General features: G+C 38.2%; 13 protein-coding genes and 1 rRNA gene. 10 read left to right on the forward strand and 4 right to left on the reverse strand.

The window, feature by feature from the left end; genetic code table 11:
* Positions 1-103 (forward strand): 5S ribosomal RNA (rrf, locus tag ACP6L2_RS00005); the annotation flags it as partial.
* Positions 104-485: 382 nt separating this feature from the next.
* Entirely contained in the window at positions 486-1,445 is a 960-nt protein-coding gene (locus ACP6L2_RS00010) for a TIGR01212 family radical SAM protein (protein ID WP_440507187.1), read from the forward strand.
* Positions 1,446-1,465: 20 nt separating this feature from the next.
* Here ACP6L2_RS00010 and ACP6L2_RS00015 read toward each other — a convergent pair whose 3' ends face one another.
* From ACP6L2_RS00015 to ACP6L2_RS00025, 3 genes are all read right to left on the reverse strand, one after another.
* Positions 1,466-2,080, reverse strand: a complete 615-nt coding sequence (locus tag ACP6L2_RS00015) for an FMN-binding negative transcriptional regulator (protein WP_440507189.1) — start codon at positions 2,078-2,080, stop codon at positions 1,466-1,468.
* Between the two features lie 94 nt (positions 2,081-2,174).
* On the reverse strand, positions 2,175-2,642 hold the full coding sequence (locus ACP6L2_RS00020) for a hypothetical protein (protein ID WP_440507191.1): 468 nt from the start codon (positions 2,640-2,642) through the stop codon (positions 2,175-2,177).
* A 71-nt stretch (positions 2,643-2,713) separates the two neighbouring features.
* Positions 2,714-4,219 (reverse strand): pseudouridine synthase, encoded by a 1,506-nt coding sequence (locus ACP6L2_RS00025; RefSeq protein WP_440507193.1) that lies wholly within the window; start codon positions 4,217-4,219, stop codon positions 2,714-2,716.
* Positions 4,220-4,584: 365 nt separating this feature from the next.
* On the opposite strand from ACP6L2_RS00025, the gene ACP6L2_RS00030 reads away from it, so the two are divergent.
* Entirely contained in the window at positions 4,585-5,199 is a 615-nt protein-coding gene (locus ACP6L2_RS00030) for a lytic transglycosylase domain-containing protein (protein WP_440507194.1), read from the forward strand.
* A gap of 136 nt (positions 5,200-5,335) precedes the next feature.
* On the opposite strand, the gene ACP6L2_RS00035 is transcribed toward ACP6L2_RS00030, so the two are convergent.
* On the reverse strand, positions 5,336-6,940 hold the full coding sequence (locus ACP6L2_RS00035) for a glycoside hydrolase family 31 protein (protein ID WP_440507196.1): 1,605 nt from the start codon (positions 6,938-6,940) through the stop codon (positions 5,336-5,338).
* 469 nt (positions 6,941-7,409) lie between these two features.
* Here ACP6L2_RS00035 and ccoN point away from each other — a divergent pair, with 469 nt between their 5' ends.
* The 7 genes from ccoN to cls all read left to right on the forward strand — a co-directional run bounded on the left by ccoN (position 7,410) and on the right by cls (position 14,806).
* The gene (gene ccoN / locus ACP6L2_RS00040) at positions 7,410-9,554 is read left to right on the forward strand and encodes a cytochrome-c oxidase, cbb3-type subunit I (RefSeq protein ID WP_440507198.1); all 2,145 of its coding nucleotides are present in this window, start codon (positions 7,410-7,412) and stop codon (positions 9,552-9,554) included.
* A 22-nt stretch (positions 9,555-9,576) separates the two neighbouring features.
* On the forward strand, positions 9,577-9,768 hold the full coding sequence (locus ACP6L2_RS00045) for a hypothetical protein (RefSeq protein WP_344674541.1): 192 nt from the start codon (positions 9,577-9,579) through the stop codon (positions 9,766-9,768).
* Positions 9,769-9,770: 2 nt separating this feature from the next.
* Positions 9,771-10,679 carry a cbb3-type cytochrome c oxidase N-terminal domain-containing protein gene (locus tag ACP6L2_RS00050; RefSeq protein WP_440507199.1) on the forward strand — a complete coding sequence of 303 codons (909 nt, stop codon included), beginning with the start codon at positions 9,771-9,773 and terminating at the stop codon, positions 10,677-10,679.
* Between the two features lie 26 nt (positions 10,680-10,705).
* A complete protein-coding gene (gene ccoG, locus ACP6L2_RS00055; RefSeq protein WP_440507201.1) occupies positions 10,706-12,103 on the forward strand; it encodes a cytochrome c oxidase accessory protein CcoG in 1,398 nt (465 codons plus the stop codon).
* Between the two features lie 5 nt (positions 12,104-12,108).
* On the forward strand, positions 12,109-12,534 hold the full coding sequence (locus ACP6L2_RS00060) for a FixH family protein (RefSeq protein WP_440507203.1): 426 nt from the start codon (positions 12,109-12,111) through the stop codon (positions 12,532-12,534).
* A 1-nt stretch (position 12,535) separates the two neighbouring features.
* Complete coding sequence (locus ACP6L2_RS00065; protein ID WP_440507205.1) at positions 12,536-13,231, forward strand: sulfite exporter TauE/SafE family protein; 696 nt, start codon at positions 12,536-12,538, stop codon at positions 13,229-13,231.
* Between the two features lie 105 nt (positions 13,232-13,336).
* Complete coding sequence (cls, locus tag ACP6L2_RS00070; protein ID WP_440507206.1) at positions 13,337-14,806, forward strand: cardiolipin synthase; 1,470 nt, start codon at positions 13,337-13,339, stop codon at positions 14,804-14,806.
* Positions 14,807-14,843: the final 37 nt, after the last annotated feature.

The following is a 14,843-nucleotide window of genomic DNA, read 5'->3' on the forward strand; positions in this document are numbered from 1 at the left end:
TATATCGGCGGTGTCCACCTCTTCCCATTCCGAACAGAGAAGTTAAGCCCGCCAGAGCCGATGGTATTGCCGTAACAGGTGGGAGAGTAGGTCGGTGCCTAATTTTATACGGAGGCCCGTCATCGATTAGATGACGGGCCTTTCTGTTTTTATGGTTTTTTTCTTTACGGTTGGATAATTTTGTCGAGGTAATCCCTATCCTAACCATGTATTCGGCGGTTGTCCGTAGGGTCGAAGCATGCTTCGACCGCTATCTAATCTATTTTTTTTATCAGATCATAATAGGGATTTGATCGATGGTTGGATCGGTATCGGTTTGGAGGTCGATGCATGCATCGACCCTACGGTTATCGGAGGAATTTGATCGGAAAGGTATTGCCTGTCGGTTACTTCCTATGGGGTTCGGCGTGTTGTTATCCCGCCAATAGGTCTAACTACTACATACTAACTACTAAATACTAAAAATCCTTATCTTTGCATTTACAATGGGTACACAATTAGACAACGGTATTAAACCATATAACCATTATGGTGCATATCTGAAAGAGAAATACAATGGACAAAAGGTCTTTAAAGTTATCGTAGATGGTAATTTTACCTGTCCGAACAGAGATGGAAGCAAAGGATATGGTGGTTGTACCTATTGCAATGTGGACTCTTTTACACCGGATACGGCAAGAAAGATTCCTTCTATCCGGGAACAAGTGGAGAATGGAATTGAACGTGCTAGGAACAGTTACGGTGCTGAGAAATTCATCATTTATTTCCAACCGAATACCAATACCTATGCACCTACGCATTTACTGAAAATGATGTATGATGAGGCATTAAGTATTTGTCCGGAGCATACATTGGGATTATCTGTAGGTACTCGACCTGATTGCTTGGATTTTGAGAAAATTGCTCTTTTAGAAAGTTATACCGATCGCTATGATGTGGATCTTGAGATGGGAATGGAATCCATCTACAATGATACGCTAGAGCGTATTAACAGAGGTTGTTCGCACGATGAGTTTATTCAGACCATGAAAATGTTGGAAAACACCTCATTGGAGCTTTGTGTGCACACCATCTTTGGTTTCCCATGGGAGACAGAGGAAATGATGTTAAAGTATGCTGAGGAGATCAACAAACATCCTAAGATTAAATTTGTAAAACTCCACCATCTACATATTGTAGAGGGAAGTATAATGGGGGTTAAATATAAAAGAGAACCATTCCCATTATTCACTATTGAAAGCTATACAGAATTCCTTTCTAAATTTATTCCATTATTAAGACCGGACATCATTATACAACGAATTTTCGGAATTGCTGATCGTGAATTATTAATTGCACCAAATTGGGGATTTCCAAAATCTGGTATTCAGTCTAAAATTGACAAAGGATTAGAGGATCGTGGCGTGAAGCAGGGTTCAGCCTATCAAGAGATTGTTGAGCAGTAGAGGGTGATTTTTGATTAGCTTTATTTGGGGATATCTCGTTCCATATATTCAGCTAATAAGGAATCTGTAACAACCTGACTCTGATTCAGGTACTTAATGATGTTTTCTTTTTCTTGATGATTTTTGTTTTGGCTAAGCTTTGCTTTACCTTCAATACCTGTAACATCAATTTTAAATGGCACAATTCCTTTCATCATATTTGCTTTGAAAGGTTCTGAAAGTATTAACCACTTCTCATAATATTCAGGTTCATACTTAATCATGGTTTTGGTCATCAATTCATTAATTTCTTTTTCATCCTGAATGATGGAAACTTGGCCATACATATGAACTGCCACGTAATTCCAGGTGGGTACTGTTTCTTCTTTTAGGTAATTACTGGGAGAAATATAGGCGTGTGGTTCAGTGAAAATAATTAATACTTCTTGTCCCTCAATTTCCTTCCATTGTTCATTAGCCAAAGCAATATGCGTATAGAGAAATAATTCTTCGGGATTATTGTTCGAAATTATGGGTAGGTGTGTTCCGATGATTCGATTCCCTTGTAGACTAATCAAAATGCCGAAGCTGAATCTATCGATAAAAGCTAATATGTCCTGAATATCGTTTAGTTGATTGATTTTTGGAGTGTACATTGGAGGTTATGGTTTATAGTTCGAAGATGGTAATTCTATTTTTAATCATAAAAAAAGGGAAAGATTGTCTTTCCCTTTTTCTATGATCTTTATTTTATTTCTCAACTATTGATTTTAAATCAGCTGGGGAATAGAAGATGGATTTTAGGGTCTTATCATCTCCTTGTCGGAAAACTAAAAACTTACCATCGATCTCTTTATAATAGGAATCTACACCCTTTGCTTTATAATGTTCTTGTGTAGCGATTGCTTCTTCTTCAGTCTTGCAAGCTTTACTCATATTGGAGCGTTGAACCTCATTAAATAAATCGTTGAATTTATCTTTAAGGCCAAATTCCAAGATAGCACCTGATAATACATATTGGATGTCACATAGGGCATCCGCAATTTCTACCATATCCTTGTTTTCAATCGCTTCTTGCAACTCTTTTAGTTCTTCAGCTATCAAGGCTACTCTTAGGTTACATCTGCTCTCAGAAGGGATGGTAGGCTGTTCTAATATCGGATGTTGAAAAGTGGTATGAAATTCAGCTACCGATGTTAAACATTTTGGGTCTGTCATAGTCATTCTAATTTTGATAAAAATACAAAAGATGGGGCAATAAAAAAAGGCACCTTGAGGCGCCTTTCGTTTTATTTCATTAAGTGTTTCAACTGTATGATTTCTTTATCGTCCAAGAATCTCCAACGTCCTCTTGGAAGGTCTTTCTTGGTTAAGTTGGCATAGACAACACGATCAAGTTTTACCACATCATATCCCAATGATTCGAAGATACGACGAACAACACGGTTCTTTCCAGAGTGGATTTGGATTCCAATTTCACGTTTTGATGCACCCATTACGTAGCTAACATCATCTGGTTTAATAAATCCATCCTCTAATTCAATACCGAATTGGATCTTATTAAAATCTCCTTGGGTTAAGCTCTTATCCAATTCTACCTGGTAGATTTTACTGATGTTATTTCTCGGATGAGAAAGTTTTTCAGCAAGATTACCATCATTGGTTAATAGTAATAAACCGGTAGTATTTCTGTCTAAACGACCAATCGGATAAATACGTTCTTTTGTAGCTTTTGAAACCAATTGCATTACTGTTTTACGCTCTTGTGGATCGTCAGTTGTAGTAATGTAATCTTTTGGTTTATTTAAAAGCACATAAACCATTTTCTCTCTTTTCAGACGTTCGTCGTTATATTTAATTTCGTCTTTCGCTGGATCTACTTTAGTACCTAATTCAGTTACTACTTCACCATTAACTGAAATTACACCTGCTTCGATTAATTCATCGGCTTTACGACGAGAACAAATACCTGAATTGGCGATATAGCGATTCAAACGGATTAAGCCGTCATCTTCAGCCTCTTTATATGTACGTTCTGATGCTGGTTTACGAGATCTGAAAGTTGTTTTTCTCTCTCCACGATCTTCATTGTCATTTCTATTGTCACGATCTTGGAAACCACGACTATCTCTGCGTCTGTCTCCAAAGTCTTTTCCGCGGCTATCACGGTTATCTCGATCGAATTTCTTAAATCCACCTTCTCTATCTGGACGACCTGATCTGTTATCACGGTTATCGCGATCGAATTTCTTAAATCCACCTTCTCTATCTGGACGACCTGATCTGCTATCACGGTTATCACGATCAAACTTCTTAAATCCACCTTCTCTATCCGGACGGCCTGATCTGTTATCACGGCTATCGCGATCAAACTTCTTGAATCCACCTTCTCTCTCTGGACGGCCTGATCTGTTATCACGGTTATCGCGATCGAATTTCTTGAATCCACCTTCTCTCTCTGGACGACCTGATCTGTTATCACGGTTATCACGATCGAATTTCTTAAATCCACCTTCTCTCTCTGGACGACCTGATCTGTCATCACGGTTATCGCGGTCAAATTTCTTAAATCCGCCTTCTCTATCTGGACGGCCGAATTTACTATCACGGTCAAACTTCTTGAAGCCTGAATCACCGTCATTGTTACGAAATTTGTCTGATTTGCGATTTGAATCTCGATTAGAGTTAAAAGAGCCTTTGTTATCGGATCTTTTGCGATCTCCGAAGCTTTCTGAGTTGCTTCTGTTTCTTCTGGAGTTGTCGTCTCGACTGTTCCTGTTGCTACTAAATGGCATAATTTCAAAAAAATTGAGCCACAAAGATACATAATATAATGATATTAATGATTATTTATTTTCTTTTATTTCAGTGGCTTAGGTTGTGCTTTTAAGGGTAGGAGGGAGTTGTTAAAAAGCGTTAAAAACGCTAACTGTTTGGTAGATAAGAAAATATGTGTTACCTTTGGAGCTTGATTTTTACCAAGCTGTCTTTTGATCGGTTTTTCGAATGCGTGGATAGGATAGCAGTAAGGGATTGAATGATAAAAAAAAGAGTATTATGTTGTAGTGCACTTTTGACTTTTATGTTGCTGTCAAAACTGTACTCGAACCCCCAACCAGAAGTCGTGGGAGACCCTTTTAGAAAGGCGTTAAACCACTCGATGATGTACAATGTAGCAACGACATTGGAAGCATCGAAAAAAGATTCAGAGGATGATTTCTATGCAAATCTCTCATTTGCCGAAGAAAATATCCCTCTTGAACAAGAGAAGGTAAAGCGTAAATTAGATCTCTATCTACGCAAATTTTCTTACCTTGAGCGTTCATCGCATTACATTCACAAAAAGGCGGACAAATTATTACCTCGTATTTCCGCAATCCTCAAAAGTTATGGCATCCCTGACGATTTCAAGTACGTAGCAGTAGTTGAAAGCAGTCTTAATCCGGGCACTACTTCGCATAAAGGCGCTGGTGGTTACTGGCAGTTCATGCCTGCAACAGCTAGACTTTACGGACTACGTGTGAATGGAAGTGTTGATGATCGATTAGACCTTACAAAATCCACACATGCTGCTGCCCGTTATCTAAAATCCTTATATAAGGAATTTGGTGATTGGACATTAGTAGCTGCAGCTTACAACGTAGGTGGTGGTAGTCTTCGAAATTCTTTGAAAAGACAACGTAAGGATAATTATTATGACCTAAGATTAAATGCCGAAACTGGATCCTATGTCTACAAGATTATATCGATGAAGACAATTTTAGAAAAAGGATAATCTACTCTAGCGAAATAAGAAAGTATCAATACAGGTAAGGAAACCAACTCGGTTTCCTTTTTCTTTTTATATAATCAAAGAAAAAGAGCAACCCGTTGGCTGCTCTTTATGCTGTAATTACTGTTTCATCTAATGATTAGATCTTCTCAAAATAAGGTAATCTTGCTAATGGAACTTCCATTTCAATGGTTTTACCACCCTTATGAATCTTTCCTAAATCATCTTTCCACCTGCCTTTTGGTAATTTTACAGATCTTTTATCCTCGTTTGTAATCACTGGAGCTACTAAGAATTTCTCACCTAACATAAATTGATCTTGACAAGTATCAAAACCCTCATTAGGGAAGGAGTAATCCATGTGACGAACAATAGGTTCACCGGATTTAGCTGTCTTATGTGCCTGTTCTAGAATGTAAGGACCAAATGCTTGGTGTAGTTTAGCTGCTTTCTTAGCAATCTCTAAGTTTTCTTTACTTAAGATTCGCCATGGAGCAACGGAGAACTGCATCATTGGCATCAAAGCATGTACCTGAGCAGAACGTACAATTAGTTTCTGATCAAATTCATCATCCTTAATGTTTAAGAATGCTGCAAAAGAACCTCCACCTATCATATCAGGACAAGTATAGCCATAGCCCATTAGACCAGCTGCAATCATATCAGGCACTAACATTTGAACCGCTTTCCAAGAGTAGGCTTTATCGCCTAAGCGTTGTACTAATGGTTGATTTCCCATTTTCCATCCTGCGCGATATTCATTGAATGGGAATTCTAATCCTATTTCTGCCCAAGCTTTAGTATGATCTACCGAAATAGCCGATTGATCGAAGCTGCTTATACGAGCTGGATTATAGAATTGATTATCTCCTGCATCAAATTTAAACCCATCAATACCGTACTCTTCTTGCATGTGTTTCAATTGAGCGATGTAATGAGCTTTGGCTTTTGGATTCGTCAAATCATAACAAGCACTCTTTCCATTCCACCAAGAAATAATTGCTGGGCTTTTAGAATTCTTTTCTTTGATCAAATAACCTTTAGCATCTAAATCGCGGTATTCTGGAGAATCTGCACTAACGAATGGACAAACCCAAAGCATGACTTTAAAGCCAAGGTCATGTAATTTCTTCACCATTCCTTTAGGATCTTCAAATTTCTCTGCACGGAAATCGAAGTTTCCATAATAACGCTGCCAATTATCATCAATCATCAATACTCCACTAGGGAATCCATTGTCGACAATGGCTTGCGCATATTTAAGAATGTCGTTTTGATTTTGATTATACATCAATTCAATCCAAGTGTTGTATTGTGGCATAGAGAAAAACAATTCCTCAGGGAGTTTACCAGTTGCAGGGAAATATTCCTGACTAGCTTTCAAATAAGCAGAACGCAATGTTGTTCCTGCTTGTTGAACCTTTAAGTTTTCATACTTAGAGGAAAGATCAATATTATCTTTTTCAACTTTAAAAGCAAAAGGTTTGTCGCCCCATACAAAGCGACCCTTGTTCGAGATGAATAAAGGAACAACTTGGTTATTGTTGTTTTGGAATTCAAGGTTGAATTCTTTCATGTCTTGTACATAAGGCATGTAAGAGCCAAGTGCTACAGCACCGCCCCACCAAAATTCATTCTTTTCCTTATTTATTGTTAAGGTGTTTTTTTCTTGAGCTTGTGCAAGTCCGTTTCCGATTAGGCCGACGAGGCCAGCACAAACTATTAGATTTTTGATAATTGACATTTTCCCTAGTTTTGATTTTATTAATTACCTACAAACTTAAATGCTTACAGCCTAAAATCATAACTCTAAAAGTGTAAATTTTACCCTAAGCCTATATTTTTATCGTATAAACTGTGTTTTTTACTATTCTATCGTGTTTTTAGGTAAATTATTTTATCGTTATTTCTAATGATAGCGAATAGAAAAGTCATATTTTGCTTTTGTGACAAATATTTTCATCTAGCTGAAAACCAAGAGTTTTTATAGACTTTGTTTACTAAATTTATTGTTTTTCATGATGGAATTTGTTTAAATTTATTGTCAGGACAATGTCACCTAACACCTATTGATTATGGAAAACCTTTAAAAGCCGATAAAACTAACCTTCCGATAAAATGTGATTTATATCATTATTTCTTGCTTCCTATTATCATTAGAATGTCATCGTGATACTGCTACTTTTGAACAAGTTAACTTAATATAAAGAATAATGCAGGTAGAGCAATTTAATTATGACAACAAGATTGTCAGAGATTTTGGAATCGCGACTGTAATCTGGGGGATTGTCGGCATGACCGTCGGCTTAATAGCAGCCTTACAGCTGGTATGGCCGATCATGAACTTCGATACGCAGTTTACAACATTTGGTCGTATCAGACCATTGCACACCAATGCTGTGATTTTTGCATTTGTGGGAAATGCAATTTTCATGGGGGCATATTACTCCATGCAGCGGGTGTTAAAAGCTAGAATGTTTAGCGACGTTCTAAGTAAAGTCCACTTTTGGGGTTGGCAGTTAATCATTGTAGCCTCAGCAATTACCCTTCCTTTAGGGTTGACCACCTCACACGAGTATGCAGAGATGGAATGGCCGATTGATATCGCCATTACTATAATCTGGGTGGTGTTTGGTGTTAACATGTTTGGAACAATCATCAAACGTAGAGAGCGTCACATGTATGTAGCTGTATGGTTCTACATCGCAACTTTCGTAACGGTGGCTGTATTGCACATTGTCAATTCTATCCAATTGCCAATTAGCTTTTTTAAGAGTTATTATGTTTATTCCGGTGTTCAGGATGCCCTAGTTCAATGGTGGTATGGACACAATGCCGTAGCTTTCTTCTTAACTACGCCATTCTTAGGGATGATGTATTACTTCTTACCAAAGATGGCTAATCGTCCGGTTTATTCTTATAAATTAAGTATTCTACACTTCTGGTCCTTAATCTTCATCTATATTTGGGCAGGACCTCACCACTTATTATATACTTCATTACCTAGTTGGGTACAGTCTTTAGGAGTCGTATTCTCCATTATGTTGATTGCACCAAGTTGGGGAGGTATGATCAATGGTTTATTGACTTTACGTGGTGCTTGGGATAAAGTTCGTACAGAACCAACATTGAAATTCATGGTTGTAGCATTGACCTGTTATGGTATGGCTACGTTTGAAGGTCCGATGTTATCTTTAAAACAAGTAAACGCGATTGCACACTTTACCGACTGGATCGTTGCCCACGTGCACGTTGGAGCATTAGGTTGGAATGGTTTCATGACCTTTGCTATCCTATACTGGTTGATCCCAAGAATCTATAGAACACAATTATATTCTAAGAAATTAGCAAATACCCACTTTTGGATTGGTACATTAGGTATCTTATTCTACGCTATCCCTATGTACTGGGCAGCAGTAGTTCAAGGATTGATGTGGAAAGACTTCACTCCAGAAGGTGTATTAAAATACCCTAACTTCTTAGCTACAACATTAGAGATCCTTCCAATGCACATGATGCGTGCAGTAGGTGGTACTTTATACCTATCTGGTGTGATCTTAATGACATACAACTTAATCAAAACCATCAAAACTGGTAAATTATTAGCAAATGAACCAGCTGAAGCACCAGCATTGGAGCCAGTTACGGTATCTGAGCGTTCGCAACACCGTCGTCTTGAGCGTAAGCCGATGTTGTTCATGGTACTTTCATTGATTGCTATTTTAATCGGTGGTTTGGTAGAGATGATCCCTACATTTACCGTATCGGATAACATTCCGAAAATTGAGGCTGTAAAACCTTATACAGCATTGGAGTTAACAGGTCGTGACTTGTATATCCGTGAAGGCTGTGTTAACTGTCACTCGCAGACTATTCGTCCTTTCCGTTCAGAGACGGCTCGTTATGGAGAATACTCCAAAGCTGGAGAATTCGTATATGACCATCCATTCTTATGGGGTTCTAAACGTACAGGACCAGACTTGCACCGTATTGGAGGTAAGTATCCGAATAAATGGCACTTTGACCATATGTTGGATCCAACGATTACTTCTCCAGGAAGTATCATGCCGCCATATCCTTGGTTAATTGATCAAGAGATCAGCTACAAATACTTGAATGCGAAAATGAAAGCGATGCGTAATCTAGGTGTTCCTTATTCTGATGACGAAGTGGACAATGCCTTAGAACATGCACAAGCACAGGCGGCAACTATTGCTAAAGATTTGGCAGCAAATCAAGTACAGGTAGAGCCTACTAAAGAGATTGTGGCGATCATTGCCTACTTACAGCGTTTAGGAACAGATATCAAAGCACAGGCAGCTCCTAAAGAAGAAGCTCCAGTTGCAGGATCTAATTAATGTAAAATAAAACGAAATAGCTATGTGGAAGCAAATCACAAATTTACATGGGGACGAGATTTATATGATAATCTCCTTGTTAATCTTCTTAACATTCTTCATCGCGGTGACTATTATGTTGGTTCGCATGAAAAAGAGCTTCGTAGATTACATGAAAGGTTTGCCCTTTGAGGAATCTGAAAACGAATTAGAGAACTTACCTGAATCGAAATAAATATGAATTTTTTAATAATATTGGCAAATGCGGCTCCCACAACGGATGTAACGTTTGGGACCGGCAATATGTACAACGATATCTTCTACTTGGTTGTATTCTTAGTGCTGATTGCTGTACTTGTAGCAGCAGTAGCTATCAACCGAGCACTGAAAGCCATGCTAAAAGTGACCATGCCAGAGGTGGTGAAAGAAGAGAACCGTCTTGCCGCTGAACGTAAAGTAGCTCGTAAAGGCTATTGGGTGAAAGCTTGGAATTACTTCATGGGCTTAAAACCTATCGAGCAAGAAAAAGACTTGGTTATCGACCATGAGTATGATGGAATCCAAGAATTGGATAATCCCATTCCTGTTTGGTTTAACGCCTTGTTTTACTCTACCTGTGTATTCGCTGTAGGTTACTTATTGGTTTATCAAGTATTCGGTATTGGTCTTAACCAGGATCAGGAGTACGAAAGAGAGATGGCCAAAGCGGAAGAAGCTAAGAAAGAATTCTTGGCACAATCGGCAAACTCCTTTGATGAAAATACCATTGAGGTGGATGCATCAGGCACCTTGGCAGCAAATGGTAAAGCGATCTTCGCAACGAACTGTGTGGCTTGTCACGGTGGAAATGGAGAAGGTGGTATTGGACCTAACCTTGCTGACCGCTTCTGGATACATGGTGGAGAGATTAAGGACATCTTTAAAACCGTTAAATATGGTGTTCCAGATAAAGGTATGGTGCCTTGGGAACAAACTTTAACCCCTGCACAGATCGCTGAAGTAAGTAATTTCATCTTAACACTTCGTGATACCAAACCAGCAAATCCAAAAGGAGCTGAAGGTTCTGAAGTCATTAAATATGAAAACGAAGGCGGAGCAGGAGATGCTGCAGCAGCACCTGATAGTACAGCTACAGCAGCTAATTAATGTAATATCTTTGTATTAACAATATCATGGGAATAGTAGTAAATGAAACCGGAAATTCAAACCAATCTGATAAATCGAAAAGAAAATGGGTCTACGCTAAGAAACCTGGTGGGAAGCTATTTAATTATCGACAGATTGTCGGGTATGGTTTACTACTATTCTTTTTCTTAGGACCTATCCTAAAAATTAATGGAAACCCTTTCCTCATGTTTAACATTGTGGAAAGGAAGTTCTCCATCTTTGGAAACCTATTTTACCCTCAGGATTTCCATATCTTCCTCTTTGGGATGTTGATCGTGATGGTCTGTATTGTACTCTTTACGGCAGTTTATGGTAGGGTATGGTGCGGCTGGACCTGTCCACAAACCATCTTCATGGAACTCATCTTCCGAAGAATCGAATACCTGATTGAAGGTGACTGGATGCAGCAGAAGAAATTAAATGAAGGACCAGATACCGATGCTAAAGCTTGGAAAAAAGTCCTTAAACACAGTATCTTTCTGCTTATTTCCTTTATTATTTCCAACCTCTTTTTGGCTTATATCATAGGAATTGATGCCTTAATTAAAATAGCAACCGATCCAATTGATCAGCATATTGTTGGATTCCTTTCCATCATTGTGTTTACCTTGGTATTCTACTTTGTATTTGCCTATGTGCGTGAGATTGTATGTACGCGAATTTGTCCTTACGGTAGGTTACAGGGCGTTTTATTGGATGACAACTCCGTAACAGTAGCCTATGATACCGCCAGAGGAGAACCTCGTGGTAAAATCCGTAAAGGTGATGATTCGCCTAAAGGTGACTGTATAGACTGTAATCTCTGCGTGCATGTTTGCCCAACAGGAATTGACATCCGCAAAGGAACACAATTGGAATGTGTGTCCTGTACAGCTTGTATAGATGCCTGCGATGCTGTTATGGATAAAATCAATAAGCCAAGACGATTGATCGGATTCTATACCTTAGCTCAGGCGGAAGGTAAAGAGAGCATTGAGAAAGGTAAAAAGAAAAATACACGTGCCATCGTTTACTCCATTGTTTTGGTGGTTTTAATGAGTATTTTTGGATTTATGATCTTTAGCCGTTCCGATGTGGATGGTAGGTTATTACGCGCAAAGGGAAGTACTTATCAGCTAAAAGATGACGGAACAGTAGCCAATCTTTATACCTTAGAAGTCCTCAATAAGACCAGTAAGGAATTAGATTTCAAATTAGAAAGTCCAGATAAAGGCGTACGAATTCAAATCGTAAATCCTATATCGCACTTGGCACGAGAAGGTAGTGCTAAATTGAGTTTGTTCTTGATTTTAGATCAAAAGGATATTAAGAAATATAAATCCGATATTAAAGTAAATATCATTTCTGGGGATAAGGTAATAGAGGAAATGAAAACAACCTTTATTGCTCCACCAGCAAAATAGTTGACATGAATTGGGGATATAAAATTGTATTTGGTTTAGGAGCATTCATGCTATTTATCATAGGTGCTGGAATTTATATGGTAACACATGATTCCGATTCCTTGGTGGATCCTGATTACTATGAGAACAGTTTGAATTATGATGTTACTTATCATAAAAAGGAGAATCTCTTAAAGGATCATGCAAAACCAAAGATTCAGATCTTAAAGGATACTTTATTGATAAGCTTTGTGGAAGTAGGTAATCAAGGAAATTTGATTTTTAAGCGTCCAGACAATGGCAAGTTTGATAAGACCTTGCCTTTTTCTACCAGTTCAAATGAGTTTAAACTTCCTTTATCCAGTTTTGAGAAAGGTAATTGGAACTTAGCAATCGATTGGAAACATAGCAACGTGGAATACATCTCAGACCACGCTGTTTTTATTCAATAACATGACTTATCATTATTTAGCGTTTTTTATGGGACTTCTTGGAAGTATCCACTGTGCGGTCATGTGCGGTCCACTTCTTTTGGCCGTACAGGCAGGGCAGGGCATTTCATGGAAAACAACATTTAATAAGTTACTCTATCAATTTGGACGAATCCTAACCTATGGACTGATTGGTCTATTTCTTGGATTGTTAGGAAATGTGGCTAGCCTGCAAGGTTGGCAACAAGGATTTAGTCTTGTTACTGGAATCCTTTTATTCGCCATTGGATTATTTTATATGTTTGGCAAGTCATCCAGTAAATTAGCTGCCATTCAAACGAAAGCTATTCAGCCATTTGCTAAGTTTATGGGTAAATGGTTATACAGACCAGGAGGTAGTTTTGTTGCCGGGGTATTGAATGGTATTCTACCTTGTGGAATGGTTTATATGGCATTAGCTTCAGCAGTCAATGCCGATTCCATCTGGAATAGTTTCTATTTCATGCTGCTCTTTGGTTTAGGGACCTTGCCTTTATTATTGGTATTCTCCTTTGCTGGTAATTTCCCAAAAAGAATCTTCAAAAAGGGATTCAGTACCGTATTGCCCATTTTGTTTATTCTTATGGGGGTATGGTTTATATTACGTGGCGCCAATTTAGATATCCCTTATCTCAGTCCGCTCATCCATGTAGACGGTGCTATGAACTGCGCATTCTAAGGAAAGAATCTTTCCATTCTCTTTTTTTGCTATATTGTAAGCTTATAATTCCTTATTGTCTAACAATACAGACTATATGGGGTTAATGATAAGTATATACCTGCAATGAAGGAACATTTTGATGCTGTCATATTATTTTTAGAACAATGGGGATGGATTCCCATGTTAATCGTGTATGTCGGTGTTACCATCACTATACTTATTGAAAATAGAAATCCCACCAAAACCATTTCCTGGGTCTTAGTCATTGTATTTATACCATTTGCTGGTTTGATCCTGTATTATCTCTTTGGACAGAAATTCTCCAAGGTCAAGAAATTGAAACGTATTAACCAAGAACAGACCCTGCGGTTAAAGAAGGAGTTTCAACGATTGGAACCGTTGATGTTATGGTCCATTCGAAATATACACAGCAAAATAGGGGATCTCTCACGCGTGTATTCTTATTTAAAGAACGAAAAACTTTCTACACCAACCCTCAACAACAATGTCACCTTATTGATAAATGGTGAACAAAAGTTTCCTTTATTCTTGGCTTCTTTGGCTGAGGCAAAGCATTCCATTCATATGGAATATTACATTTTTGATGTAGATGGAATAGGAACACAAGTTCTGAATCTATTAGAAAAGAAAGCGTCCGAAGGGGTCAAAGTTCGTTTAATAGTTGATAGTTTTGGATCTCCTAAGCTTGTTAGACACATGCGTAAAAAGAAGGATTCTAAAATTGAGTTTCAACCTTTCCTTCCTGTAACTTTCACTTCTTTGGCAAACAGTAATTACCGTAATCACAGGAAGATTGCAGTCATTGATGGATTTACAGCCTATATCGGTGGTATTAATATTTCAGATCGGTATATCAATCCTAATAATTTCGATTTATATTGGCGAGATACCTCTGTAAAGATTGTTGGGAATGCAGCCTCTATGTTTCAAATTAGTTTTTGGAATCAATGGAATCAAACCGATGGTGAGCCTTTTAATCTAGATGAAGGTTATTTCCATGAAACCCCTGCAGTAACAGATGAATTATCTGCTGTCGCTCTGGCATCCTCAGACCCTGGTTCTATCGGTCCTTTCAATATGGAAGCCCTTTTGATTAGTATTGGTGAAGCCAGTGAAAGTGTTCAACTCTGTACCCCATATTACATTCCAACAGAAGAATTAGCTACTTCTTTGAAGTCAGCAGCTGCCTCTGGTGTCAAGGTAGAATTGATGATACCTTCGAAAGGTGACAATTGGTTTGTACAGCACGCTAGCCTTTCTTTTCTGAAACCCCTGTTAGAGCGAGGAGTGCATGTGTATTTCTATGATAAAGGATTTTTACATGCTAAAACAGCTATTATTGATGGAAAAATAGCTTATGTAGGTACGGTTAATCTCGATTTCCGGAGCTTCTATATCAATTATGAAGTTGCGGCCGTTATTTCGAATAAAGAATTCTGCAAGCAAATGGAAGATCAGTTTGAAATTGACAAGCAGAATTGTTCCCAAATCAGTATAAGAGATTGGAAGAAACGCAAGCCTTGGCTCCGTGCTATGGACTCCTTATGCCGTCTTTTAGCACCTCTTCTTTAGGCCTAAGCTGTTAAATTTCCCTAATTAGGGTACATCT

The sequence above is a fragment of the Sphingobacterium lactis genome, from assembly GCF_051951495.1.
Classification (GTDB): domain Bacteria; phylum Bacteroidota; class Bacteroidia; order Sphingobacteriales; family Sphingobacteriaceae; genus Sphingobacterium; species Sphingobacterium lactis_A.

Excerpts from the sequence above, each read along its gene's own strand:
- ACP6L2_RS00010 (WP_440507187.1), top strand. The coding sequence starts at position 486 with ATGGGTACACAATTAGACAACGGTATTAAACCATATAACCATTATGGT.
- ACP6L2_RS00015 (WP_440507189.1), bottom strand. The coding sequence starts at position 2,080 with ATGTACACTCCAAAAATCAATCAACTAAACGATATTCAGGACATATTA.
- ACP6L2_RS00020 (WP_440507191.1), bottom strand. The coding sequence starts at position 2,642 with ATGACAGACCCAAAATGTTTAACATCGGTAGCTGAATTTCATACCACT.
- ACP6L2_RS00025 (WP_440507193.1), bottom strand. The coding sequence starts at position 4,219 with ATGCCATTTAGTAGCAACAGGAACAGTCGAGACGACAACTCCAGAAGA.
- ACP6L2_RS00030 (WP_440507194.1), top strand. The coding sequence starts at position 4,585 with ATGATGTACAATGTAGCAACGACATTGGAAGCATCGAAAAAAGATTCA.
- ACP6L2_RS00035 (WP_440507196.1), bottom strand. The coding sequence starts at position 6,940 with ATGTCAATTATCAAAAATCTAATAGTTTGTGCTGGCCTCGTCGGCCTA.
- ccoN (WP_440507198.1), top strand. The coding sequence starts at position 7,410 with ATGCAGGTAGAGCAATTTAATTATGACAACAAGATTGTCAGAGATTTT.
- ACP6L2_RS00045 (WP_344674541.1), top strand. The coding sequence starts at position 9,577 with ATGTGGAAGCAAATCACAAATTTACATGGGGACGAGATTTATATGATA.
- ACP6L2_RS00050 (WP_440507199.1), top strand. The coding sequence starts at position 9,771 with ATGAATTTTTTAATAATATTGGCAAATGCGGCTCCCACAACGGATGTA.
- ccoG (WP_440507201.1), top strand. The coding sequence starts at position 10,706 with ATGGGAATAGTAGTAAATGAAACCGGAAATTCAAACCAATCTGATAAA.
- ACP6L2_RS00060 (WP_440507203.1), top strand. The coding sequence starts at position 12,109 with ATGAATTGGGGATATAAAATTGTATTTGGTTTAGGAGCATTCATGCTA.
- ACP6L2_RS00065 (WP_440507205.1), top strand. The coding sequence starts at position 12,536 with ATGACTTATCATTATTTAGCGTTTTTTATGGGACTTCTTGGAAGTATC.
- cls (WP_440507206.1), top strand. The coding sequence starts at position 13,337 with ATGAAGGAACATTTTGATGCTGTCATATTATTTTTAGAACAATGGGGA.